Below are 23,726 nucleotides of genomic sequence, written 5' to 3' on the forward strand. Positions count from 1 at the left end.
TACGCATTCTTTCCAGGGCCGCGACGACGGCCCCCCTTCTTCGGAGACTATCCACATGTCTGAATTTCAACGAGCCGGCTTCATCGGCCTGGGCGTCATGGGCGAACCCATCTGCCGCAACCTGGCCTCCAAGGGCGGCCTGCCCGTGCTGGGCTGCGACACCGACGCGGCACCCTTGCAGCGTCTGGCCCCACATGGCGTCCAGAGCGCGACGGCCCAGCAGATCGTGCGCGACTGCGACGTGGTGTTCCTGTCGCTGCCGTCCGGCGAAGTCGTGGCGCAGCTGGCGCGCGCCGCCGATGGTTTGCTGGCCAATACACGCAGCGGCCAGTTGATCGTGGACCTGAGCACGTCGCCCGTTGATGTGACGCGCGAGCTGGCCGGTGAATTTGCCGCCAAGGGCGCAACGTTCATCGACGCCCCGGTTGCCCGCACCCGCGCCGCCGCCGAGGCCGGCACGCTGTCCGTGATGATCGGCGGCGAGACCGCGACGTTTGAGCGGGTCAAGCCGCTGGTGTCCACCTTCGCCAACGAAATCACCTATTGCGGCCCGGTCGGCAGCGGCCAGGTGGTGAAGATCCTGAACAATATGGTGCTGTTCGAAACCGTGGTGGCGTTGTCGGAAGCGCGTGCAATTGCGCGGCGTTCCGGCGTGGATCCGCAGGTATTGCTGGAGACTTTCACGCGCGGTTCGGCGGATAGCTTCGCGTTGCGCAACCACGGCTTAAAGGCTATTCTGCCCGGTGAATTTCCCGAAAAAGCCTTCCCCGTGGACTATGCCCGCAAAGACCTGCGCTACGCGCTGGCGTTGGCGGAACAAACCGGCGTACAAGCGCTGGGCGCCCGCAACGTTGACCACTGGTTCAGCGCCGCGTTGGCCCAGGGCCATGGCAACCGCTATTTCCCGGTCATCAGCCGGGTGATCGATCCGGAGTCGGGAACCCATGCCTAATCATCCCTACCATTCCAATGAGTCGCACCCCTACTCAGGACAATTCCACTGACGGCGTCGCCGCCGTCGAACGCGCCCTGACCATCGTCGGGGCCGTTGCGCAACGCACCGAGCCCATCACGCTTGCCGACCTTTCCCGGGCCACGGGGTTCTACAAAAGCACCTTGTTGCGGCTGATTGCCTCGCTTGAAAAAGTGGCGCTGGTGGTGCGCCGCGCCGACGGCCGCTATTCCCTGGGGCCTTACGCGCATCACCTGGGGCGCGCGTACGAAGCCACCTACCGCCTGACCGAAACCATCCTGCCGCTGCTGCAAGCCCTGGTCGATAAGGGCACCGAAAGCGCGTCGTTCCACGTCTACCACGATGCCAATTCACGCGCCTGCGTGCTGCGCGTGGATTCGCACCATTCCACGCTGGACCGTATTCGTGTCGGCGACCTACTGCCGCTGGACAAGGGAGCGGCGGGCAGGCTGCTGACCGCGTATCTGGTCGACGGCAAGCCCCCCGCCGAAGTCGGCCTGATGCTGACGTCCATGGGCGAACGCGACCCGAACTGCGCGGCGGTGGCCAGCCCGGTATTCGGCCCCGACGGCGACATCTGCGGGGCGATTTCCTTGTCTGGCCCTAAAGAACGTTATTCGCCCGCGGCCGTCAAGAAAATGGCCAAGCTGGTGCAGGAAGCGGCGGCCGACGCCACGCGCGCCCTGGGCGGACGCTGGCCGTCCGCGAAGTAAGGTGACGAACGGTCGCGACCAGACTCGATTGACAGCGTGCCGGGCAACACCAGAACATACGCCGATCCATCGGAACGCGTAGCAAGGACCTTTAGGCATGGCTGAATCTTCCATCGACCTCGACACCGCCGCCCTGGCGCGCGCGTGCCAAGACCGGTACACGGCGCTGCGGCAGGATGCACCGCTGGTGCAGTGCCTGACCAATTTCGTGTCCATGAACATCGCGGCCAATGTGCTGCTGGCAATCGGCGCATCGCCCGCCATGGTGCACGCCGCCGAAGAAGCGCCGGAGTTTGCGCGCATGGCCGGGGCGGTGGTCATCAATATCGGCACGCTGTCCGCGCCCTGGTTGGAAAGCATGCGCTTGACAGCAGCGTCGGCGCGGCAGGCCGGCGTGCCGTGGGTGCTGGACCCGGTGGCGCACCACGCCACCGCTTTCCGGCGCGACGCCGTGCGGCAATTGCTGGCCTTGCAACCGACTATCGTGCGCGGCAACGCGTCGGAAATCATTGCGTTGGCGGGCGGTCACAGCGCCGGCAAGGGCGTGGATGCGCGCGACGCCGTGGCGCAGGCAGAACAATCGGCACGCGCCATTGCTGCTGCCCATGGCACCGTGGTGGCCGTGACGGGCGAAACCGATTACGTCACCGATGGCCAACGTTCGGTGCACATCACGGGCGGCTCGCCGCTGATGCCGCGCGTCACGGCCACGGGCTGCGCGTTGACGGCAGTGGTGGGCGCTTTTGCCGCCGTGTCCAAAGACGACCCGTACATCGCGGCCGTTGCCGCCCTGACCTGCTTTGCCATCGCAGGCGAACGCGCGGGCGCGCTGGCGGACGGCCCGGGCTCATTCGCGTGGCGCTTCCTGGATGCGCTGGCGGCGCTGGAACCCGACAGCCTGACAGGAGCATCACCGCTGCGGTAGGACGCCGCTTACCCGGCTTGCACACCCCGGCTTGCACACCCCGGCGGGCACACCCCGCTGGCATACCCCGGCTTGCATACCCGGCGTCATCCGTGTCACGCCCAGGTCACACACCATCCTCACACTCAGATTCCTTCATGACACGGAGGAATGACGGTGAAGCCCCACGTACGAAAACTATTCGCGGTATCGGCCAGCGTTGCGCTCTTGGCGGGCCTGACCGCCTGCGGCGGCGATGACGATGATGATGATGACACCGGCGCAGTCACCCCGCCCGTCGCCAGCGTGCCGCAAGGCGCCGCGCTGGACGTGGCGATCCTGGCCACCACCGACCTGCACGCCAATGTGCTGGGCTACGACTACTACAAGCTGGCCGAAGACAAGAGCTATGGCGTGGACCGCAGCGCGACGCTGATCGCCAACGCGCGCAAGCAGCACGCCAACACGCTGTTGTTCGACAACGGCGACACCATCCAGGGCACCGCGCTGTCCGACTACCAGGCGCTGGTGACGCCGGTGCAGTGCTCGGACATGATCGCCATCTACAAGCAGATGAACCTGCTGGCCTACGACGCGGGCACGATGGGCAATCACGAATTCAACTACGGCCTGCCTTATCTGTCGCAGATCACGAATGTGGACTTCGGCTTGGCCGGCATCGGCAAAGGCACGGACAAGACCAATCCCACCGGCGCCAAGAACTGCGCCGCGCCGGCCTTCCCCTTCGTGTCGGCCAACGTGGTGTCGACCGCCAGCAAGCAACCCATCTTCAAGCCCTGGGTGTTGCTGGACAAGACTTTCAAGGCGACGGACGCGGGTGGCAAGACGATAGATGTGCCGTTCAAGGTGGGCGTGATCGGGTTTGCCCCGCCGCCGATCCTGCAATGGGACAAGGCCAATCTGGAAGGCCACGTGCAGGTCACGGGCTGGAAGGAAACCGCGCAGCGCTACGTGCCCGAGATGAAGGCGGCGGGCGCGGACATCATCGTGGCGCTGGCGCACGGCGGCATCGACATGAAGACGGCGTACGACCCGGCAATGGAGAACGGCGCCGGCTACCTGAGCCAGGTGCCGGGCATCGACGCGCTGATCACGGGCCACCAGCACTTGCTGTTTCCGGACACCAGCGCCACGTCCCCGTTCGTCGGGCAGCCGGGCGTGGACCCGGTGCGTGGCCTGGTCAACGGCGTGCCCGCCGTGCAGGCGGGCCAGTGGGGCAACAACCTGGGCCAGATCACATTGAAGCTGTCGTATGACAAGGGCTGGCGCGTGCAGCAGGACGCGACCACGGTGCAGCGCATTTCCACGCGCCTGACCGCGCAAAGCGGCTCGACGCCGGCCACCTACGTGGCGCCGGACACCGCCGTGCAGCAGTTGGTGCAAGGCGAGCATGCCGCCACCATCGACTACGTGAAGACGCCAATCGGCCAAAGCCAGTTCGACATGGCAACCTACTACGCGCTGACGGGCGACGTGTCGGCGCTGCAAATCGTGAACATGGCGCAGATCGATTACCTGAAGGACTATATCGCCAAGAACAATCCGGCTTACGGCGCCCTGCCCATCCTGTCGGCCGCCGCGCCGTTCAAGGGCGGGCGCAATGGGCCGGGCGACTTCACCTTCGTCAAACAAGGCAATGTGGCCATCAACAACGCGGCCGACCTGTACCTGTACCCGAACACCTTGCAGGTGGTGCGCGTCACGGGCGATACGGTCCGCCAGTGGCTGGAGAAGACGGCCGAACAGTTCAAGCAGATCGCCCCCGCCCAGGTCGCACCGCAAGACCTGGTCGACACGACCTTCCCCACGTTCAATTTCGATGTGCTCTATGCCCCGGGCAATGCGCTGAAGTACGAAATCGATGTCAGCCAGCCCAAGGGTACGCGTATCTCGAACCTGACCTACCAAGGTGCGCCGCTGGATCTGGCCGCGCAGTTCCTGGTGGTCACCAACAACTACCGCGCCAGCGGTGGCGGTGACTTTCCTGGCCTGGCGGGCGGCAAGGGCGACATCGTGCTGCAAGCCCCGGACGCCAGCCGCGACGTGCTGATCAGCTTTATCAAGAAGAACCCGACGCTGGACCTGGCCACCTACGGCCTGGACCGCAGCTGGCGCTTCAAGCCGCTAAGCGGGTTGGCCGGCCCCGTGGTCTTCTGGTCGGTGCCCGGCACCCTGCCGATGGCGGCGGCGCACGGCGTGACCAATGTCAGCGTGTATGACGCCACCCCGGACGCTACGACGCAGTTGTCGCGCTATGCGGTGGATCTGACCCAGTAGGCCGCGTAGACATGTGGATGACAGCCAGGGGTGCTTACAATACGGCTGTTGCGTTGCAACATTCCTCGAATCACCCCTAGCCATCCCCATGTCTCACCCTGCTTCCTTGCAGCACCGCCCCGCGCTGGTGCTGCTTGCCCTTGCTGTGGGCAGCTTCGCCATCGGAACCACCGAGTTCGCCACGATGAGCCTGCTGCCCTATTTTTCCCAATCCCTAGGGATCGACGCCCCCACCGCCGGCCACGTCATCAGCGCCTATGCGCTGGGCGTGGTGGTTGGCGCGCCGATCCTGGCCGTGCTGGGCGCCAGAATGCCGCGCCGCCGCCTGCTGATTGCGTTGATGGGCTTGTTTGCCGTTGGCAACGGCCTGAGCGCCATTGCGCCGGATTATCACTGGATGCTGTTTTTCCGGTTTCTTAGCGGACTGCCGCATGGTGCGTACTTTGGCATTGCGTCGCTGGTGGCCAGTTCGCTGGTGCCGGCCAATCGCCGCACCATGGCCGTGGGGCGCGTGTTCCTGGGGCTGACGGTGGCCACCATCGTCGGCGTACCGCTGGCCAACTGGCTGGGTCAGGTGATCGGGTGGCGCTGGAGCTTCGGGCTGGTGTCGCTGCTGGCGGTGCTGACGATGATCAGCGTGGCCGTCTACGCGCCGGATACGCCCGCCGACAACAAGGCCAGCCCGCTGCGCGAGCTGAGCGCACTGGGCCGGGGTCAGGTCTGGATCACGCTGGCGATCGGCGCGGTGGGCTTTGGCGGCCTGTTCTCCATCTACACCTACCTGGCCGACACGCTGACCGCCGTGACGCAGGTAGCGCCCACCACCGTGCCCTTTGTGCTCAGCGCGTTCGGCGTGGGGCTGACGGTGGGCAACATGGTGGTGCCGGTGTTTGCCGACCGCGCCGTGATGCGCACGGCCGGGCTGCTGCTGGTGTGGTCGGCCGTGGTGCTGGCGCTATTTCCGTTGATGGCGCACAACGTCTGGCTGATCACGCTGAACGTGTTCCTGGTGGGCGTGGGCGGCGCGCTGGGCACCGTGTTGCAGACGCGCCTGATGGACGTGGCGGGCGATGCCCAGGGCCTGGCCGCCGCGCTAAACCATTCCGCCTTCAATACCGCCAATGCGCTGGGGCCTTTCCTAGGCGGCCTGGCCATCGCGGCGGGCTACGGCTGGACGTCGACGGGTTGGGTGGGCAGTTTGCTGGCCATCGGCAGCATGCCCTTGTGGCTGTGGGCGGTGATGCTGGAACGCCGCCATCGCGCCAGGCGGCAGGCCGGGCTTACCGCCAGCGCCGAATCAGCGTAGGGGTTGTGGCGCGCCGCACGACCTTCCTTAGCGGTAATACACGCAGATGCGCTTGCCGCCGATCTCGTGCACGTCGATCGGCAATTCATACAGCGGGCTCAGCACCTCGGGCCGGATCAGTTCGGCCGGGGTGCCTTGATACGCCACGCGCCCCTGCCGCATGGCCACGATGCGGTCGGCGTAGCTGGACGCGAAATTGATGTCGTGCAGCACCAGCACCACCGTCTTGCCCAACTCATCGGCGGCGCGGCGCAAGGTGCCCATCATCGCGACCGCGTGCTTCATGTCCAGGCTGTTCAGCGGTTCGTCCAACAGCACGTAGCGCGTGTCCTGGCACAGCACCATCGCAACGAAAGCGCGCTGGCGCTGGCCGCCAGACATCTCATCCAGATAGCGCCCGGCCAGGGCTTGCAGGTTCAGATACGCCAGGGCGCGGTCGATGTGGGTCTTGTCGTCCACGGTCAGCCGCCCGCCCGTATGCGGATAGCGGCCGAACGCGACCAGGTCGCGGACGGTCAGGCGCAGCGGCAGGTGGTTGTCTTGCCGCAGGATGGACAGGCGGCGCGCCAGCTCGCGGCTGTCGGCGCGCATCACGTCCAGGCCGTCCACATGGATGCGCCCGGTGGATGCGGGCAGCAGCCGGCTCACCATGGACAGCAGCGTGGACTTGCCCGCGCCGTTGGGTCCGATGATGGCGGTGACGCCGTTGGCGGGCAGTTGCAGCGTGACGTCATCCACCACCACGCTGTCGCCGTAGTGCTTGCTGACCTTGTCTATTTCTATCATCGGCGCCCCTTGCGCAGGATCAGGGCGAGGAACATCACGCCGCCCACAAATTCGATCACCACGCTGACGGTGGTGTTCAAGCCCAGCACGCGTTCCAGCAGTGTTTGCCCGCCAACCAGGAAGATGACGCCCAGCAAGGTGGCGGCCGGCACGGTGTAGCGATGCTTGTCGGACCCCATCGCCTGGTATGCCAGGTTGCTGACCAGCAGGCCGAAGAAGGTGACGGGGCCGACCAGCGCGGTGGACACCGACACCAGCACCGCAATAGCGCCCAGCGTCAGCAGCAGGCTGCGGCGATAGTCCACGCCCAGGCTCACGGCAATGTCCCGCCCCAGCGCCAACACGTCGTAGCGTTGGCGCAGCCGCCAGATCACCAGCGTGGCCGCGCATACCGCCGCCAGGGCAATGGGCAACAGCGACACGCGCACGGCATTGAAGCTGGCGAACATGCGGTCTTGCAGCACCAGGAATTCGTTGGGGTCGATCAAGCGCACGACAAAATTGGACAGGCTGCGAAACAGCAGGCCGAAAACAATGCCCACCAGCATCATCAGGTGCAGGCTGCGCAACGCATCCGAAAACAGCCATCGGAACAGCAGACAGGCAAACGCCGTCATCGCGCACACCTCCAGCATGAAGGCCGCCACGGGATGCTGGGCCGCCGTGGCGGCCTGGCCGAAGCCGAACACCACCACCGCCTGGATCAGCAGGTACAGCGCATCGAAGCCCATGATGGCGGGCGTCAGGATGCGGTTGTGCGTGATGGTCTGGAACAGCACGGACGACACGGCCACGGCATACGCCACCAGCACCATCGCCACCAGCTTGCCGCCACGAAACGGGATCACGAACGACCACTGGCCATTGGCGCCCAGGCTCATATACGCCGCCACGCAGGCCAGCGCCACGGCGGACAGCCATAGCAGCCGCGCGCGCTGCGGCGAGCGTGCGCGCATCTGCACGGCGGGCAAGATAGCCGGATCAGCCAAGACGAGTCCTTTTCAAACGCAGCAGGCACAGGAACAGAATGCTGCCGACCACGCCCACCACGGTGCCGATCGGGATTTCGTAGGGGTGGATCACCAGCCGCCCGATGATGTCGCAGGCCAGCACGAAGACGCCGCCCAGCAGGGCTACCCACGGGATGGAGCGGCGCATGTTGTCGCCCAGCACCAGGCTGACGGCGTTGGGCACGATCAAGCCCAGGAAGGGTATGCCGCCCGCCGTGACCACCACCACGGCTGAAATGGCCGACACGATAAGCAGGCCCACGAACGTCAGGCGCGCGTGGTTCAAGCCCAGGTTGGACGCGAACTCGCGGCCCATGCCCGCGACCGTATAGCGATCCGCCGCTACATAGGCGGCGCAGGCCAGCACAAAGCCGATCCACAGCAATTCATAGCGGCCGCGCAGCACGCCCGAGAAATCACCGGTGGTCCAGGCGTGCAGCGATTGCAGCAGGTCAAAACGAAAGGCAATGAAGGTAGTGGCCGCATGGATGACCCCGCCCAGGATCAGGCCGATCAGCGGCACGATGAACGGCGTGCGTAGCGGCACGCGGCGCAGCAAGGCCAAAAACAGCAAGGTGCCGGCCAGCGCAAAAGCGGTGGCCGTCATCATCTTGCCGATTACCGGCGTATCGGGCGCCAGCAAGGTAATAACAAGAATGCCCAGCGTGGCCGATTCGACGGTGCCGGCCGTGGTGGGTTCCACAAAGCGGTTGCGCACCAGCATCTGCATGATCAACCCCGCCACCGCCAGCGCCATGCCGGCCAGCAGCAAGGCCAGCGTGCGGGGCACGCGGCTGACCATCAACAGGCGCCAGGCGCGCTCGGCCTCTTCGCCGCTGCCCCGCAGCGCCGAGACGGACAAGGTGCCCGCGCCCAGGCTGACACTGGCCGCACACAGCGCCAACAGCACCATCACCGCCAGCGTCAGGCCGCCCCACCCGCTTATCGTGCGCCGCCAGGTCATCGGCGGCCTTCCCTTGCCCCAGCCATGCCGCTTACTTTCCCGGCGCCAGCGCGGCCGCGATGTCGTCCACGTTCTGCTGCATGGCCGTCAGCCCGGCGCTGCCCAGCAGGTACCAGTTAAAGCCGTTCAGATAGACCACGCGCTTGTTCTTCCACGCGGCCGTGGCGCGCACCAGGTCGTTGTCCAGCATGCGCTGGGCCGATACGCCTTCGCGACCGATCGCGGCATCGCGGTCAATCACGAAGAGCCAGTCGGGGTTCGTCTCGGCAATGAATTCAAACGAGATGGCCTGGCCGTGGTTGGACACGTTCAGCCCCTTGGCCGCGGGCTTGAGGCCGAACGCATCATGGATAACGCCAAAGCGCGAACCCGGGCCGTAGGCGCTCATCTTGCCCCCCGTGGTCAGGATGATCAGCGCCGTGCCGGCCGTGGCGGCCTGGCCTTGCAGCGCGGAAATCGATGCACGCAAGGCGTCCAGCTTCTGGCGCGCTTGCGCCTGTTTGCCGTAGATGGCGGCCAGCGTTTCGGTGTTGCGGGTGACGCTGCCGACCAGGTCGCGCGGGTCGACGGTCAGGTCGATGGTGGGCGCCAGCTTGGACAGTTCGTCGTACTTCGGCGCCGACCGGCCGGCGACGATAATCACCTGCGGCTGCGCGGCGTGGATCACTTCGTAGTTGGGCTCGAACAGCGAACCCACTTTCAGGTAGCGCGGCTCGGCATATTGCGCCAGCTGCGGCGGCAGCTTGGCGGCCGTGGGCACGCCGGCCACTTCCACGTCCAGCGCGTGCAGGGTGTCCAGCACCGCCATGTCCATCACGATGGTTTTGGTGGGATTGGCCGGCACGCTCGTCTGCCCGCGTGCGTGTTTGACCGGCACGGTGGCTTGCGCCATGCACACGCCAAAGGCGGCCGACAGGGCCAGCGCGGCGCCTGCCTGGATCAGCCGGCGTCGGCCATGGCCGGTGTTTTGCTGCATCGTCATACGTACCTCTCAGGCTTCGCGGGGAAGCAGGAATCGCCCCCCCAGTTCATTCATCCCGATCAGAATTTCACGCCTACGCCCAGCCAGTACCGGCGGCCGTCTTCGACGTATTCGTAATCGTCATACGTGACCTGCTTGTCGAACAGGTTGTAGATGCCGGCATACACCGACACGGTCTTGTTCACCGCGTACGACGCGCCCATGTCCACGAAGGTGTAGGACGGCGCCACCACCGACGACGACGATGCGCCCGTGGTCGGCTGGCTTTCCTTGCCGCGATAGTTCACGCGCGCCCACGCTTGCAGCGCGTCGGACGCCTGCCAGTCCACCGTGGTGGTGAACAAGTGCTTGGGCAACTGGTTCAGCGGTTCGCCCTTGTACTGGCCCGACTTCTGTTCCGACTTGGTAAACGTGTAGCTGCTGGTCAGCGACCAGTCGCGCGCCAGCGGCAACTTCATGCTGGCTTCCACGCCGCGCGACACGGCCTTGTCCACGTTCATGTAGGTGGTGGGGTTGGAGCCGAACTGGTTAGGGCCTTCGGTGCACTGGGACAAGGGGCACGCCACGCGCGTGATCTTGTCCTTGAAGTCGTTGTTGAACAGCGTGACGCCCGCGTTGAAGCCTTCGCCGTCGTCATACAGCAGGCCGATTTCTTCCGTGACGGACTTCTCGGGCGTCAGGTCCGGGTTGCCGTACATGTTGCCGCCCCGGCTGACCTGACCCCAGCCGGCCACCGTCTGGCGCAGGTCCGGCGCGCGAAAACCGGTGGACACGCCGCCCTTCAGGGTCCAGCGGTCAGCGAAATGCCACACGCCGTACAGACGCGGGCTGAAGTGCGTGCCGAAGTTTTCGTCTTCGTCCATGCGCAGGCCGGCAGTGACGGCAAACTGCTCGGTCAGCCGCCATTCGTCTTCAGCGAACAATGCCCACTGGTAGCGGTCGATCTTGTTGGGGCCGCCGGACAGCTGGTTGCCGGTCTGGTCGTTCAGGCGCTGGCTCAGGTAGGTGCCGCCCAGCGTCAGCATGTGCGAGCCCAGCGGCAGGGTCCAGCTGGTTTGCAGGTTCAGGTTCTTGACCTTCATCTGGCGCGAGCGGTTGTCGAATTCTTCTTCCTGCACATAGCTGTCCGACACCGCCCAACCCCAGCGCCCGGTATGCGACAGCGCCCACTTGTTGCTGCGGTAGTCGTTCTGCGCCGACGCGGGGCAACCGGTGCGCGCGCACGCCGCTCCCGGCGCCAGCGGCGCGACCGTCTTGCCCAGCGTTTCCTGGATTTTCTGACGCATCGTGGTGGCTTCCAGCACGATGTCGTGGTCGCGGTTGGGGGTCAGCGCCAGCTTGGCCGTGACACTGTCGGAATTGCGCTTGCGGAATCCGTCAACGATATTGTCTTCGTCGCGCTGCGAGGCCTGGCCGTAGATTTGCAGGCCCAGCAGGTCATTCTTGATGGGGCCGGCAAGGTAGAAGTTGCCCTGGTAGATATCGCCCGACTTGCTGCTTTCCTGGATGGTGGTATCCATGCGGATTTCACCGTGCCATTCCTTGGGCACCTTGCGGGTGATGATGTTGATGACGCCGCCCATGGCGTCCGAGCCGTACAGCGACGACATCGGGCCGCGCACGACTTCAATGCGTTCGATGGCGGCAAGCGGCGGCGTCCAGCCGCCTTCGACCCCGGCGGAGTCGGAATTGGTGCGGGTCTCGCGCGAGCTTTGGCGCTTGCCGTCGATCAGGATCAGCGTGTACTGCGGGCCCATGCCGCGCAGGCTGATGTCCTGGCGGTCGCCACCGCCGGTAACGATGACGCCCGGCACGTCGATCAGCGCGTCATTCACGTCGCGGTAGAACTTCTTGTCCAGGTCTTCGCGGGTGATGACGCTGATGGAAGCCGGCGCGTCCTGGATCTGCTGTTCGAAGCCGCTGGCCGTGACCACCACGGTGTCCAGCGTCTTGGCTTCGCTTGCGGCCTGCGCCCACGACGCCGCAGGCGCCATGCCCAGGCCGGCCGCGCACAACGCCGCCGCCAGCTGCGTGCGCGATGTCAAAACACGGCCGCCCAAGGCCAGATCGTTGCTGCTCATGATGCTTGTTTTCTCCCGTACCAGCGCCCTGCCGCACCCCGCGTGCGGCCTCGGCGCTGCCTCTTATTTCTTAATGAAAACTATTCTCATATTAGAATTGAGGCTTTCGGAACCGGGCAAACACCTTTCCGCAACTTTTATCTTCTTCAGACTTCTTGACACTTCGGCGGGCGGCCATCGGCCACACTGCCGGGTGCGGAACACACTACGGATGCTCTTCTCCCAATCAGCGGTCGCGCGCCGCATCCTGCTTATCGACGACGACGTCGAACTGGCACAGATGCTGCGTGAATACCTTGAACCCAACCATTGCGTGCTGACCCTGGCGCATACGGGCACGCACGGGCTGGCCCTGCTGGCGCAGGACGACTACGACCTGATCCTGTTGGACCTGATGCTGCCAGACGGCAGCGGCCTGGACCTGCTCAAGCAATACCGGCAACGCTCGCGCCGCCCCGTCATCATGTTCACGGCGCACGGCGGCGAAACCGACCGCGTGCTGGGGCTGGAATTCGGCGCCGACGATTACCTGGCCAAGCCCTTCAGCCCGCGCGAACTCAAGGCCCGCATCACCGCCGTGCTGCGGCGCTTTGAAGAGGTACCTGAAACCACCAAGCCCAGCCTGACGCTGGGCGCGCTGTCGCTGGACCCGGCCTCCGGGCGCGCCTGCCTGGACGCCGAGGAGGTGCTGCTGACCGGCGCCGAACAGCGCATCCTGGAACTGCTGATGCGCGCGCCGGGCCAGGTCGTGGCGCGCGAACAGATCGGCATGTATGCGCTGGGCCGGCGGCCCGACCGCTATGACCGCAGTATCGACACGCACATCAGCGCGCTGCGCAAGAAGCTGCGGCTGGATCAGGCCAACGGCACGCTGTCGATCCGCAATCTGCGCGGCCTGGGTTACGTGCTGGCGGGCGCGGCCTGATGCGCTGGTTATTGCCGACGCGCTCGCTGTTCTGGCGCGCGTTCCTGACCTTCTGGTCCGCCATGGCCATCATCCTGGTGTGCGGCATGCTGTTCACGGCGGCCGTGGCCTGGTATCGCATCAATTCGCTGGACGGCCTGAACCCGGGCAGCCTGACGCATGACGCCGCCCAGGTGGCGCGCATCCACGGCAAGGACGGCCTGGAACGCTGGGTGCAAGCGATGGACCAGCGCTATTCCGCGCTGAAGATCTACATCCTGGATACGGACGACCGCGAGATCCTGGGCCGCACGCTGCCGGCCCGCATGCACGATTGGCTAAGCGCTTACCGCGCGGCGCCCGACCGGCCCGTGCCGGCGGACCCGGCGCAGCCGGACCCCTCTGTGCAACGCGTGTCGTGGTGGCAGCCGCAGCTGCTGGTGCTACCGGATGGCGCCGAGCTGCTGATGCTGTTCCTGCCGTTCGACTCGTCGCACTGGGAAGTGTTGGGACTGTCGCCCGTGGCGCTGGCCTTGCTGCTGTTCGCGCTAGCAGTGACGGCGCCGTTCTGCTGGGCGCTGACCCGTCACGTGACGGCGCCCTTGACGCAGTTGCGTCACACCACGCAGGCGCTGGCAGCGGGCCATCTGGGCGCGCACACGCCGGCCAAGCTGGCCGGCCGCAAGGACGAACTTGGCCTGTTGGCGCGCGACTTCAACGCCATGGCCGACCGCCTGAAAGCGGTGGTCGACACGCGTGAACAACTGCTGCACAACATCGCGCATGAATTGCGTTCGCCGCTAGCGCGGCTGCGTTTGGCCAGCGAGCTGGCGCGGCGCAAGGATGAACGCCAGGACGTGCAGCTGGACCGCATCGAACGTGAATGCGAACGGCTGGATGCGCTGGTGGGCAGCACGCTGCGGCTGGCGCGGCTGGGCGCGCTGCCCGAACCGAACGACACGCTAGACCTTGGCGATATCGTCAACGCCGTGGTCGAAGACGCCCGCTTTGAAGCGACCACGTTGCAAGTGCGCATCGCCTGGGAGCCGCCCCCGCCGGTGCTGATCACGGGTGAACGCGACAGCCTGTCCAGCGCCATTGAAAACGTCATGCGCAACGCGCTGCGTTTCGCGCCGGCGCACAGCGCCATCCGCGTGCGGCTGATACAGAACGCGAATTACGCCTGCGTGGAAATTGAAGACCGAGGGCCCGGCGTGTCGCCGAATGATTTGGAATCATTGTTCGAACCCTTTTTTCGCGCGGCCTCGGGCGCCAAGACGCCGGGCTCCGGAGCGGGCCTGGGCCTGTCGATCGCCCAGGCCGCCGTGGCCGCGCACAAGGGGCGGATAGCGGCACGGAACGTGTCGCCGCACGGGCTGGCGGTGCGCATTGAAGTGCCACATCCGCTGCCCGCTCCGCCGCCTGGCTCCCCGCCCCCGATCAGAACGTGATGTTGGCCGACACCCACAAGCGGCGCCCTTCCAGCACCTGCCGGTAGGAATTGGTCCAGTTGGCGTTGGCGGCCGGGATCGTGGCGCCTACCTTGGTCGGGCCGTAGTTCACGAAGTTCTTGTCGAACAGGTTGAACACTGACGCCGACAAGGTCACGTTCTTGTTGACCACGTATGAACCGCCCGTGCTGGCCAGCCAGTACGGGTTGTAGAACACCTGCTCTTTTTCCCAATCGATGTCGTTGAACTGCTTGGCGCGGTATTCGCCGCGCGCCCACACGTTGAACTGGTCGTTGATGCGCCAGTTCAAGCCCAGGTTCAGCGCGTGGCGCGGTTGCGAACCCAGCGGTTGGCCCTGCTTGGCGCCCGAAGTCACTTCGCTGGCGGTCAGGGTGTAGTTGCCGTTGAACGACACGCCGCCGCCCAGCGGCACGCGTCCACCCAGCTCGAAACCCTGGATGGTTGCGGTATCGACGTTCACGCGTTGCGAGAAATTGGCCACCGGGATGCCGTTGCGTTCCCATACGCCCAGGTCCAGGCAGCCTGCGGCCGGGCCACCTACGGCCAGGCAGTTGGGCACGTTCTGGCTGTCGATCTTGTCCTTGAACTTGGTGTGGAATGCCGTCAGGTTGCCCGACAGGCCTTCCCCGTCGTCAAACAGCAGGCCCAATTCGGACGCGGTGCTGCTTTCCGGCTTCAGCTGCGAATTGCCCAACAGCGGCATGGTGCCTTGGGCGCCCAGGCCGATGATGCCGTCGGTCATCAGATTGATGTCGGGCGTCTTGTAGCCCTTGCTGACCCCGCCCTTCACCGTCCACATCGGCGTTGCGTTCCAGACCAGGTAGCCGCGCGGGCTCCACTTGCCGCCGAATTGCTCGTTGCGGTCGTAACGCGCACCCGCCGTCAGGGCCAGGTCGTCCACGATGCGCCATTCGTCTTCGGCGAACAATGCCCATTGATACTGGCGCTGGTCCAGCGGCGCGGACACCAGCGTGTCCTTGAAGTGCTGTTCGCGCCACTGGCCGCCCACCGTCAGGTTGTGGCGTTCATTGAACAGCGGCATCGTCCACTTGGTGTCGAACACCCAGTTGTCGTATTCCAGATCGCGCTTGTCGCCGTCGGTCGGGCGGCGCGGCGCGTTCATCGGGTTGGTGCGGCCGATGGTCTCGGTCGTGTCATAGACCAAGCTGGTATCGGAACTGACCGACCCGCCGTAGCGGCCCAGGTGCGTCAACGCATAGCGCTGGCGGTTGAACTCCATTTCCGGGTCGTAACCACCGCCCTGGCGATTGGGCGCGATGCTGGTGTTCAGCGTGCCCAGCTCGCCGTTGCCGTTGTCATAGGTTTGCCAGTTGCTGTCCACGTCGAACAGCACGTCGTGGTTGCGGTTGGGCGTGAGCGCCAGGCGCAGGCCCACGTTCTGTTGGGTGCTGTCGCCCAGGCCGGAAAAGCTGGCGATGTCGCCGGTGTAGTTGCCGCTGTTGTATTCGGCCTGGTTGACCGGGTAGCTGCCGTTGGCGCCAAGCCGGCGGTAGTGGCCGCCGCGCAGCGTCAGACCCAGCTTGTCGGTCTTGATGGGGCCGCTAAGGTAGAAGGCCGCGCCATAGTTGTTGCCGTAGGTGTTGTCGCCTTGTGCGGTGCCGTCCAGCGTGATCTGGCCGGTCCAGTCCTGGCTGACCTTGCGCGTGATGATGTTGATGACGCCGCCCATGGCATCCGAGCCGTACAGCGTGGACATGGGGCCGCGCACGACCTCGATGCGTTCAATGGCGGCCATCGGCGGGATGAAGTTGGTGTCGACGTCGCCAAAGCCGTTGGGCCGCGCACCCGAGCTGTTCTGGTTCAGGCGCTTGCCGTCGACCAGCACCAACGTGTAGTCGCTGGGCAGGCCACGGATGCTGATGTTCATGCCACCCGCCTTGCCGCCCCGCTCGACCGTCACGCCTTCGACGTCGGCAACCGCATCGGCCAGGTTGTGAAACGGGCGCGTCTCCAGCTGCTCACGCGTGATGACCGAAATGGACGCCGGCGCGTTCTTGATTTCCTGTTCGAAGCCGGCGGCCGTTACCACCACGGTGTCCAGCTGCGCCACGCCCATGGTGTCTTCCATGGCGCCGGCCGTGTTTTGCGCATGCGCCGCGCATGACGCGGTGATGGCCAGCGCGAGCGGCAACAGACGGAAGCCAGGACGGCGGGCAAGACGAGGAACAAGATGGGAAGGACGGGGGGCGACGAGGTCGAGGTCTTTAGTGCTTTTCTGAGTCGACATGGGGAATCGGGACAACCACCCGAGGCGGGCGGCGCGCAGTGCGCTGATTGGGAATTTCAATGAACGGCAATGATAGGCATTCCCAATATGCGATTCAACTTTTTGTCAGCTTTAATTCAGTTTTTAGAAAGTTTTAAGAAATTTCTCGGATCTTTGATGTATCCAGACGACAAAATGCCGCCTTCCGGCGGCATCATGCGGGGACGGATTCAGTCGTCTCCGGCCAGAATGGCGGCGGGCAAACGCGGCAAGACGCGCATGGCGTTGACGGTAGTGGCGTGCGCCACCTGGGCGGGCGTGATGCCGCGCAGCTCGGCCAGCACGGCGGCAATGCGCGGCAGTTCGCCTGGCCGGTTGCGGCGCTGCGGCGGGTGCAGCCAGGCGGGCGGGATATCGGGCGCGTCCGTCTCCAGCACCAGATGGGACAAGTCCACATCCGCCGCATGGCGACGGATCTGCAAGGCGCGTTCGTAGGTCATCGCGCCCCCCATGCCCAAGGCAAAACCGTGGTCGACAAACGCCTGCGCCTGCTGCGCGCTGCCGTTGAAGGCATGTGCAATGCCGCCGATGGGGCCATGGCGGCGCAGGTACTTGAGCAGGATGTCTTGCGAACGGCGCACGTGCAGCAGCACCGGCAGCTTGAACTCGGCGGCCATGGCCAGCTGCGCGGCATAGAAGCGTTCCTGGCGTTCGCGCGGTTCACCCGTGGCGATCTCGGGCACGAAGAAATCCAGGCCGATTTCGCCGATGGCGACAAAGCGGGGGTCGCCCAGGCATTGCTTGATGGTGTCGCGCAGGACGTCCAGGTCGGCATCGTCGGCGCGCTGCACGTACAGCGGGTGGATGCCCAGCGCGTAGGCGCCGCCGGCAATCTGCCCGGCCAGTGCCTGCACCACGGAAAAGTTGGCGCGTTCGACGGCGGGGATCACGATGGACCCCACGCCGGCTTCGCATGCGTGGTCGGCTACCTGCTGGCGGTCGGCGTTGAACTCGGCGGCGTCCAGATGGCAGTGGGTGTCGATCAGCATGGGCGGGGTCTCCTTGGCGCCATTATGCTCGCCGCCGGCATGGCCCTGCTACCCCGACACCAGCCGGCCGTTTTCCATCAGCAGTTGGCGGTCGGCGCGGGCGGCCAGTTCAGGATCATGCGTGACGATGGCGAATGCCGTGCCCGATTCCTGGTTCACGCGCGTCAACAATTCAAACATTTTGTGCGCGGTGTTGCGGTCCAGGTTGCCGGTGGGTTCGTCGGCCAGCACGCAAACAGGTCGCGTGACCAGCGCGCGCGCCAGCGCCACACGCTGGCGTTCACCGCCCGACAACTGCCCCGGAAAATGGTCCTCGCGCGCGGCCAGGCCCACCAGCGCCAGCACTTCGCGCGCGGCGGCGCGAGCCTTGTCGCGGGTCTCGCGGCGCACGATCAGCGGCATGGCCACGTTATCCAGCGCGGAAAATTCCGGCAGCAGATGATGAAACTGATAGACAAAGCCCAGGCTGCTGTTGCGCACGGCGCTTTTCTTGGCCTCGGACAAGCCCACGGCCAGTTTGCCGTCCACCGACACCGAGCCGCTGGTGGGCACGTCAAGCAAGCCCAGGATGTGCAGCAAGGTGCTCTTGCCCGAGCCGGAAGCGCCCACGATGGCAACCATTTCACCGCGCGCCACCGACAGGCTGACGTTGCTTAGCACGTCAATGCGGGCGGGGCCTTCGTCGTAGTACTTGACGATGTTCTCGGCCTGCAACGCGGGCGTCAGGGCGTCTGCGTTTGGAATCTTAATCATGGCGCAGCACCTGTGCCGGTTGCAGACGCGAGGCGCGCCAGCTGGGATACAGCGTCGCCAGCAACGACAGCACCAGCGACGTCAGGCCGATGGTGGCGATGTCGCCCATTTGCGGGTCGGACGGCAACGCGCTGATGAAATAGACTTCGCGCGGCAGGAAATGCACGCCCAGCATGCGCTCGATGAACGGCACGATCACATCCACGTTGTAGGCAATGGCAATGCCGCCCACCACGCCCAGCAAGGTGCCGATAACGCCGATCATCGCGCCTTGCACCAGGAAGATGCGCGCGACTTCACCCGGCCCCGCGCCCAGCGTGCGCAAGATGGCGATGTCCGACTGCTTGTCTTTCACGGCCATCACCAACGACGACAGCAGGTTGAACGCGGCCACCGCCACGATCAGCGCCAGGATCAGGAACATCATGCGCTTTTCGGTTTGCACGGCGGCGAACCAGGTGCGGTTGTTGCGCGACCAGTCGCTGGCCATCACGTAAGGCGGCAGCACCTTCTTCAGTTCATTGGCGACTTCGGGCGCTTTTTGCATGTCGGCAATGCGCAGCCGCACACCGGCCGTGCCGCTTTCCCGGAACACGCGGGCGGCGTCCTGGTTATCGACAAACGCCAGCGACGAATCGTATTCATAGTGGCCCGACGAGAACACGCCCACCACGGTGAACTGGCGCATGCGCGGCGCAAAGCCGGCCGGGCTGATTGAGCCTTGCGGCGCCATCATCAACAGCGTGTCGCCCACTTTCACGCCCAGCCCGTCGGCCAGTTCGTTGCCTAGCACCACGCCAAAGCCACCGGCTTTCAGATCGGTCAGCTTGCCCGACACCATCTGGCGCGGCAGGTCCGACACGTTGCCTTCGGTGACCGGGTCGATGCCCCGTACCTGCACACCACGCAACGCCTGCCCCCGCACCAGCATGCCCTGCGCCGCCACGAAGGGCGCGCCGGCCTTGACCTGGGGGTTTTGCTCGGCGGCGGTGGCGAACTGCTGCCAGCGCTCAAGCACCTGTTCGGGCAAGGCGCCGGGAATATAGAGTTCGATGTGCGGCAGCACCGACAACATGCGGTCGCGCACTTCTTTTTGGAAACCGTTCATCACGGACAGCACTACGATCAGGGCGGCAACGCCCAGCGCGATGCCCGCCATGGAGCTGGCGGCGATGAAGGAGATGAAGCGATCGCGGCGCCCGCGTCGCTGGCGGATTCGGGCCATCCCGGCATAGCGGGCGCCTATCCAGAGTTCGTAGGGTATTTTCAGCACGTGCGCATTATGGCATTAACGGCCTGGAAATCGCGCCGCGGATGTGCGGTTCCACGACCAGCCGTGTCAACCTATGGCAGCCGACACCGCCGCTTAGTTCCCGCCGCCCGGGCGGACTACAATCGCGGCCATGCTGATCGTCATTCCGGGCGCCCTGCCCGCCCTTCCCGTTGCCGCCGAACTGGCCAAGCTGCTGCCTGAACGCGCCCCCACGCTGCACCGCTGGTTGCTGGCCGGCGCCGCCCGGGCCGCCCCCTTCGATGTACGTGCCGCCGGGTGCACGGCTTTCGAATCCTGGCAACTGACCCGCGCGGGCTACCGACCCGAGCCCGGCCTGCTGCAAGGCGCGGGCCTGGGTCCGTTGCTGGCCGATGAGCAGGCCCCGTCCGGGCAAGCCGTGTGGCTGGCCGAGCTGGTCCATCTGGCCCTGGGCGCGGACCAGGCCAATCTGCTGGACCCGGGCCAGATGGATCTGCGCCCCGAAGAATCCGCCGCCTTGCTGGACACGGCGCAGCCCTTGTTCGACGGCACCGGTTTTACGGTCCAGCCCCTGTCCCCGCAGCGCTGGCGGCTGACCTTGCCTGACGGCCTGCGTCCGCAGACGGCATCGCCGATGGTCGTGGCGGGGCATCGCTTGAATGAATGGTGGCGCCAGGACGCGGAAACGCGGCCGTGGCGGCGCTTGCTGAATGAAATACAGATGGCGTGGCACGAACACCCCGTCAACGACGACCGCGCCGCGCGCGGCCTGCCGCCCGTCAATGCGCTATGGCTGTACGGCGGCGGCACGCCCTGGCCGGTGGCCGCGCCCGGCCCGGAACGCGTGCTGACCGGCCTTGACGCGCCCCAGCGCGCGGGCGATTGGGCCGCCTGGCTTGATGCCCTGACCGAACTCGATACGCAGCATTTGCGCCCCCTGGCGGGCAAGCAGGGCGTGCCCGACAGGCCCGCCGAACTGCTGCTGCTGGGCGACGACCGCCAAGTCGCCCTGACCCTGAAACCGCGCGGGGGCCTGCTGGGCTTGCTGCCCGCGCCCAAGAAAAACTGGAGCGCCTGGTGGTCTCACCCCGCTTAACGACTCGCCCCGCCGACCTGGACGCCTGCCGCGTCCTGGAAGCGTCGGGCATCCATCCCTTGCTGGCCCGCCTGTGGGCCGCGCGCGGCGTCACGCATCCTGATCAGACCAAGCTGGCCTGGCCATCGTTGTTGCCGCCCGCCGGCCTGACCCATTCCGCGCACGCCGCCGGCGTGCTGGCCGATGCCATCCAGGCCGGCAAAAAGCTCTTGATCGTGGCCGACTACGATTGCGACGGCGCCACCGCCTGCGCGGTCGGGCTGCGCGCCTTGTCGGCCATGGGCGCCGACGTCGACTTCCTGGTGCCCAACCGCTTTGAGACCGGCTATGGCCTGTCGCCCGCCGTGGTCGAGCTGGCCGTGCGCCACCGCAGCGGCAAGCCCGACATCATCATCACCGTGGACAACGGCATCGCCAGCGTGGACGGCGTGGCCGCCGCCAACGACGCGGGCATCGGCGTGGTCATCACCGACCACCACTTGCCCGGCGACACCCTGCCCGACGCGCTGGCCATCGTGAACCCGAACCAGCCCGGCTGCGGCTTCCCGTCCAAGAACCTGGCCGGCGTGGGCGTGATCTTCTACATGATGCTGGCGCTGCGCGCCGAGTTGCGTCGCCGTGGTGTTTACCCCGCCGATGGCGGCCCGCGCCTGGACGCGCTGTCCGACCTGGTGGCGCTGGGCACCGTTGCCGACGTGGTCAAGCTGGACGCCAACAACCGCCTGCTGGTCACGCAGGGCTTGCAGCGCATGCGCAGCGGCCGGCTGCAACCGGGCCTGCGCGCGCTGTTTGCCGTGGCGGGCCGCGAACCGCGCAGCGCCAATGGTTTCGACCTGGGCTTTGCGCTGGGCCCGCGCATCAACGCGGCGGGCCGCCTGGCCGACATGAGCCTGGGCATCGCCTGCCTGACGACGGATGACGAAGCGCAAGCGCTGGAAATGGCGCGCGAGCTCGACAACATCAACCGCGAACGCCGCACGATCGAAGCCGAAATGCGCGAACAGGCACTGGCCGCCATGGAAGCGCCCAATGCGGCGGCGGGCGCCACGGTCTGCGTGTTCGACCCCGGCTGGCACCAGGGCGTGGTGGGGCTGGTGGCCTCGCGCCTGAAAGAAAAATTCTGGCGTCCCACGCTGGCCTTCGCGCCGGCGGGCGATGACGAAATCCGTGGCTCGGGCCGCTCCATTCCCGACGTGCATCTGCGCGACGCGCTGGACCTCGTGTCCAAGCGCCACCCCAACCTGATCCGCAAATTCGGCGGCCACGCCATGGCGGCCGGCCTGACGCTGGGCCGCGCCGACTTTCCCGCCTTCGCGCCCGCGTTCGACGCCGCCGTGCGCGAGCTGACCGGCCGCGACACCTTCGAACCGGTCATTGAAACCGACGGGTCGCTGGAAACCGGCTACGCCAACGCCGAAATCGCCGGCATGTTGCAGCAACAGGTCTGGGGCGCGGGCTTTGCCGCCCCCCTGTTCCTGGACGAATTCACCGTACGCAACCAGCGCCTGGTCGGCGAAAAGCACTTGAAGCTGTCGCTGGAACGCGGCCACCAGCGCTTTGACGCCATCTGGTTCGGCCACGACCAGTCGCTGCCCGAACACATCCAGGCCGCGTACCGCCTGGAACAGAACGTCTGGAACGGCATGGTGTCCGTGCAGCTGGTGATCGAGCACGCGGGGTAAAGCCTGGGGGGGAGCCGACGCCGGCACGATCGCTTCCCAACCAGCGATCCGTCCCCTCTGTTGCAACACGCGCCCGCGTAGTTGCCCCAACCACGGTAAAATGCCAGGTTTCGCACAAAAGTCATCAGGACAGGATCATCATGGAAGCCGAACGTCAGAACCAGCTCGCAGCCCGCCTCGCCGATTACGCGGAGCGCGAACAGGCTCTACGGAGGTATCTTTGACTACGATGCCAAAGCTGAACGCCTGCACGTTGTAAACGCCGAGCTCGAAGACCCGGCGGTCTGGAACGACCCCAAGCACGCCCAGGACCTGGGCCGTGAAAAGAAAGCCCTGGAAGACGTGGTGGAAACGCTCACCGGTCTTGGCACGGGCCTGGCCGACGCCAACGAATTGTTTGAACTGGCCGAGGCCGACGACGACGATTCCACGCTCGAATCCATCGAAAAGGACGCCGACGCGTTCCAGGAAAAGCTGGAAAACCTGGAATTTCGCCGCATGTTCTCCAACCCGGCCGACCCGCTGAACTGCTTCCTGGACATCCAGGCGGGCGCGGGCGGCACGGAAGCCCAGGACTGGGCATCGATGCTGCTGCGCCAGTACCTCAAGTACGCCGAGCGCAAGGGCTTCAAGGTCGAAGTCCTGGAAGAATCCGAAGGCGACGTCGCGGGCATCAAGTCGGCCACCATCAAGATGGAAGGCGAATACGCCTTTGGCTACCTGCGTACCGAAACCGGCGTGCATCGCCTGGTTCGCAAGAGCCCGTTCGATTCGTCCGGCGGCCGCCACACCTCGTTCGCCAGCGTCTTCGTATACCCCGAAGTCGATGAATCGTTTGAAGTGGAAGTGAACCCCGCCGACCTGCGCGTGGACACCTACCGCGCGTCCGGCGCGGGCGGCCAGCACATCAACAAGACCGATTCCGCCGTGCGCCTGACGCACATCCCGACGGGCATCGTGGTGCAGTGCCAGAACGACCGCTCGCAGCATCGCAACCGCGCCGAAGCCATGCAGATGCTGAAGTCCAAGCTCTACGAACTGGAAATGCGCAACCGCATGGCCGAACAGCAGAAGCTGGAAGACTCCAAGACCGATGTGGGCTGGGGCCACCAGATTCGTTCGTACGTGCTGGACCAAAGCCGCATCAAGGACCTGCGTACGAACGTTGAAATCTCCAACACGCAGAAAGTGCTGGACGGCGACCTGGATCCCTTCATCCAGGCCAGCCTGAAGCAAGGCGTTTAAGTCTGTCGCGATACTTCCGCTAACCGTAC

19 protein-coding genes are annotated in these 23,726 nt (G+C 65.7%); 10 read left to right on the forward strand and 9 right to left on the reverse strand.

The features are described 5' to 3' along the window. Positions 1–55: 55 nt before the first annotated feature. The 5 genes from AC6LJY_RS07570 to AC6LJY_RS07590 all read left to right on the forward strand — a co-directional run bounded on the left by AC6LJY_RS07570 (position 56) and on the right by AC6LJY_RS07590 (position 6,194). Positions 56–952 (forward strand): NAD(P)-dependent oxidoreductase, encoded by an 897-nt coding sequence (locus AC6LJY_RS07570; protein ID WP_498135657.1) that lies wholly within the window; start codon positions 56–58, stop codon positions 950–952. Between the two features lie 17 nt (positions 953–969). Continuing rightward, entirely contained in the window at positions 970–1,686 is a 717-nt protein-coding gene (locus tag AC6LJY_RS07575; protein ID WP_498135658.1) for an IclR family transcriptional regulator, read from the forward strand. Positions 1,687–1,783: 97 nt separating this feature from the next. Continuing rightward, complete coding sequence (gene thiM, locus AC6LJY_RS07580) at positions 1,784–2,611, forward strand: hydroxyethylthiazole kinase (RefSeq protein ID WP_498135659.1); 828 nt, start codon at positions 1,784–1,786, stop codon at positions 2,609–2,611. Positions 2,612–2,761: 150 nt separating this feature from the next. Beyond that, a complete protein-coding gene (locus AC6LJY_RS07585) occupies positions 2,762–4,888 on the forward strand; it encodes a 5'-nucleotidase C-terminal domain-containing protein (RefSeq protein ID WP_498135660.1) in 2,127 nt (708 codons plus the stop codon). 88 nt (positions 4,889–4,976) lie between these two features. Beyond that, complete coding sequence (locus AC6LJY_RS07590; RefSeq protein WP_498135661.1) at positions 4,977–6,194, forward strand: MFS transporter; 1,218 nt, start codon at positions 4,977–4,979, stop codon at positions 6,192–6,194. Positions 6,195–6,221: 27 nt separating this feature from the next. Here AC6LJY_RS07590 and AC6LJY_RS07595 read toward each other — a convergent pair whose 3' ends face one another. Genes AC6LJY_RS07595 through AC6LJY_RS07615 form a run of 5 tightly spaced genes read right to left on the reverse strand, consistent with a single transcriptional unit; the run spans position 6,222 to position 12,017 of the window. After that, a complete protein-coding gene (locus AC6LJY_RS07595) occupies positions 6,222–6,980 on the reverse strand; it encodes an iron ABC transporter ATP-binding protein (RefSeq protein WP_498135662.1) in 759 nt (252 codons plus the stop codon). Further along, positions 6,977–7,936, reverse strand: a complete 960-nt coding sequence (locus AC6LJY_RS07600) for an iron chelate uptake ABC transporter family permease subunit (RefSeq protein ID WP_485859013.1) — start codon at positions 7,934–7,936, stop codon at positions 6,977–6,979. Before AC6LJY_RS07600 ends, AC6LJY_RS07595 begins: the two co-directional genes overlap by 4 nt. Positions 7,937–7,961: 25 nt before the next feature. Further along, a complete protein-coding gene (locus AC6LJY_RS07605; protein ID WP_498135663.1) occupies positions 7,962–8,954 on the reverse strand; it encodes an ABC transporter permease in 993 nt (330 codons plus the stop codon). Between the two features lie 31 nt (positions 8,955–8,985). Beyond that, entirely contained in the window at positions 8,986–9,936 is a 951-nt protein-coding gene (locus tag AC6LJY_RS07610; RefSeq protein ID WP_498135664.1) for a siderophore ABC transporter substrate-binding protein, read from the reverse strand. 59 nt (positions 9,937–9,995) lie between these two features. Beyond that, positions 9,996–12,017, reverse strand: coding sequence for a ligand-gated channel protein (locus AC6LJY_RS07615; protein WP_498135665.1), 2,022 nt, complete (start codon positions 12,015–12,017; stop codon positions 9,996–9,998). Positions 12,018–12,228: 211 nt separating this feature from the next. Here AC6LJY_RS07615 and AC6LJY_RS07620 point away from each other — a divergent pair, with 211 nt between their 5' ends. Then, positions 12,229–12,942, forward strand: a complete 714-nt coding sequence (locus tag AC6LJY_RS07620; protein ID WP_104145039.1) for a response regulator transcription factor — start codon at positions 12,229–12,231, stop codon at positions 12,940–12,942. Continuing rightward, positions 12,942–14,372 (forward strand): sensor histidine kinase, encoded by a 1,431-nt coding sequence (locus AC6LJY_RS07625; RefSeq protein WP_485858975.1) that lies wholly within the window; start codon positions 12,942–12,944, stop codon positions 14,370–14,372. The genes AC6LJY_RS07620 and AC6LJY_RS07625 overlap by 1 nt, the downstream gene beginning before the upstream one ends. Here AC6LJY_RS07625 and AC6LJY_RS07630 read toward each other — a convergent pair. From AC6LJY_RS07630 to AC6LJY_RS07645, 4 genes are all read right to left on the reverse strand, one after another. Continuing rightward, positions 14,362–16,641: a TonB-dependent receptor domain-containing protein gene (locus tag AC6LJY_RS07630; RefSeq protein WP_498135666.1), complete on the reverse strand. Its 2,280-nt coding sequence runs from the start codon at positions 16,639–16,641 to the stop codon at positions 14,362–14,364. The genes AC6LJY_RS07625 and AC6LJY_RS07630 overlap by 11 nt on opposite strands. Before the next feature lie 209 nt (positions 16,642–16,850). Continuing rightward, a complete protein-coding gene (locus AC6LJY_RS07635; RefSeq protein ID WP_498135667.1) occupies positions 16,851–17,669 on the reverse strand; it encodes a TatD family hydrolase in 819 nt (272 codons plus the stop codon). Between the two features lie 48 nt (positions 17,670–17,717). After that, positions 17,718–18,422 carry an ABC transporter ATP-binding protein gene (locus tag AC6LJY_RS07640; RefSeq protein WP_046805775.1) on the reverse strand — a complete coding sequence of 235 codons (705 nt, stop codon included), beginning with the start codon at positions 18,420–18,422 and terminating at the stop codon, positions 17,718–17,720. Beyond that, a complete protein-coding gene (locus AC6LJY_RS07645) occupies positions 18,415–19,647 on the reverse strand; it encodes a lipoprotein-releasing ABC transporter permease subunit (RefSeq protein ID WP_498135703.1) in 1,233 nt (410 codons plus the stop codon). The genes AC6LJY_RS07640 and AC6LJY_RS07645 overlap by 8 nt, the downstream gene beginning before the upstream one ends. A 178-nt stretch (positions 19,648–19,825) precedes the next feature. On the opposite strand from AC6LJY_RS07645, the gene AC6LJY_RS07650 reads away from it, so the two are divergent. The 3 genes from AC6LJY_RS07650 to prfB all read left to right on the forward strand — a co-directional run bounded on the left by AC6LJY_RS07650 (position 19,826) and on the right by prfB (position 23,697). Further along, positions 19,826–20,770: a hypothetical protein gene (locus AC6LJY_RS07650; RefSeq protein ID WP_046805777.1), complete on the forward strand. Its 945-nt coding sequence runs from the start codon at positions 19,826–19,828 to the stop codon at positions 20,768–20,770. Then, positions 20,752–22,452 carry a single-stranded-DNA-specific exonuclease RecJ gene (gene recJ / locus AC6LJY_RS07655; RefSeq protein WP_046805778.1) on the forward strand — a complete coding sequence of 567 codons (1,701 nt, stop codon included), beginning with the start codon at positions 20,752–20,754 and terminating at the stop codon, positions 22,450–22,452. Before AC6LJY_RS07650 ends, recJ begins: the two co-directional genes overlap by 19 nt. 140 nt (positions 22,453–22,592) lie before the next feature. Beyond that, a protein-coding gene (prfB, locus tag AC6LJY_RS07660; RefSeq protein WP_100856261.1) for a peptide chain release factor 2 occupies positions 22,593–23,697 on the forward strand; the annotation gives its coding sequence in 2 pieces (ribosomal slippage) (positions 22,593–22,673 and positions 22,675–23,697; 1,104 coding nt in all). Positions 23,698–23,726: the final 29 nt, after the last annotated feature.

It is taken from the genome of Achromobacter sp. RT286_PF (assembly GCF_059760425.1).

Excerpts from the sequence above, each read along its gene's own strand:
- AC6LJY_RS07570 (WP_498135657.1), top strand. The coding sequence starts at position 56 with ATGTCTGAATTTCAACGAGCCGGCTTCATCGGCCTGGGCGTCATGGGC.
- AC6LJY_RS07575 (WP_498135658.1), top strand. The coding sequence starts at position 970 with ATGAGTCGCACCCCTACTCAGGACAATTCCACTGACGGCGTCGCCGCC.
- thiM (WP_498135659.1), top strand. The coding sequence starts at position 1,784 with ATGGCTGAATCTTCCATCGACCTCGACACCGCCGCCCTGGCGCGCGCG.
- AC6LJY_RS07585 (WP_498135660.1), top strand. The coding sequence starts at position 2,762 with ATGACGGTGAAGCCCCACGTACGAAAACTATTCGCGGTATCGGCCAGC.
- AC6LJY_RS07590 (WP_498135661.1), top strand. The coding sequence starts at position 4,977 with ATGTCTCACCCTGCTTCCTTGCAGCACCGCCCCGCGCTGGTGCTGCTT.
- AC6LJY_RS07595 (WP_498135662.1), bottom strand. The coding sequence starts at position 6,980 with ATGATAGAAATAGACAAGGTCAGCAAGCACTACGGCGACAGCGTGGTG.
- AC6LJY_RS07600 (WP_485859013.1), bottom strand. The coding sequence starts at position 7,936 with ATGCGCGCACGCTCGCCGCAGCGCGCGCGGCTGCTATGGCTGTCCGCC.
- AC6LJY_RS07605 (WP_498135663.1), bottom strand. The coding sequence starts at position 8,954 with ATGACCTGGCGGCGCACGATAAGCGGGTGGGGCGGCCTGACGCTGGCG.
- AC6LJY_RS07610 (WP_498135664.1), bottom strand. The coding sequence starts at position 9,936 with ATGACGATGCAGCAAAACACCGGCCATGGCCGACGCCGGCTGATCCAG.
- AC6LJY_RS07615 (WP_498135665.1), bottom strand. The coding sequence starts at position 12,017 with ATGAGCAGCAACGATCTGGCCTTGGGCGGCCGTGTTTTGACATCGCGC.
- AC6LJY_RS07620 (WP_104145039.1), top strand. The coding sequence starts at position 12,229 with ATGCTCTTCTCCCAATCAGCGGTCGCGCGCCGCATCCTGCTTATCGAC.
- AC6LJY_RS07625 (WP_485858975.1), top strand. The coding sequence starts at position 12,942 with ATGCGCTGGTTATTGCCGACGCGCTCGCTGTTCTGGCGCGCGTTCCTG.
- AC6LJY_RS07630 (WP_498135666.1), bottom strand. The coding sequence starts at position 16,641 with ATGTCGACTCAGAAAAGCACTAAAGACCTCGACCTCGTCGCCCCCCGT.
- AC6LJY_RS07635 (WP_498135667.1), bottom strand. The coding sequence starts at position 17,669 with ATGCTGATCGACACCCACTGCCATCTGGACGCCGCCGAGTTCAACGCC.
- AC6LJY_RS07640 (WP_046805775.1), bottom strand. The coding sequence starts at position 18,422 with ATGATTAAGATTCCAAACGCAGACGCCCTGACGCCCGCGTTGCAGGCC.
- AC6LJY_RS07645 (WP_498135703.1), bottom strand. The coding sequence starts at position 19,647 with ATGGCCCGAATCCGCCAGCGACGCGGGCGCCGCGATCGCTTCATCTCC.
- AC6LJY_RS07650 (WP_046805777.1), top strand. The coding sequence starts at position 19,826 with ATGCTGATCGTCATTCCGGGCGCCCTGCCCGCCCTTCCCGTTGCCGCC.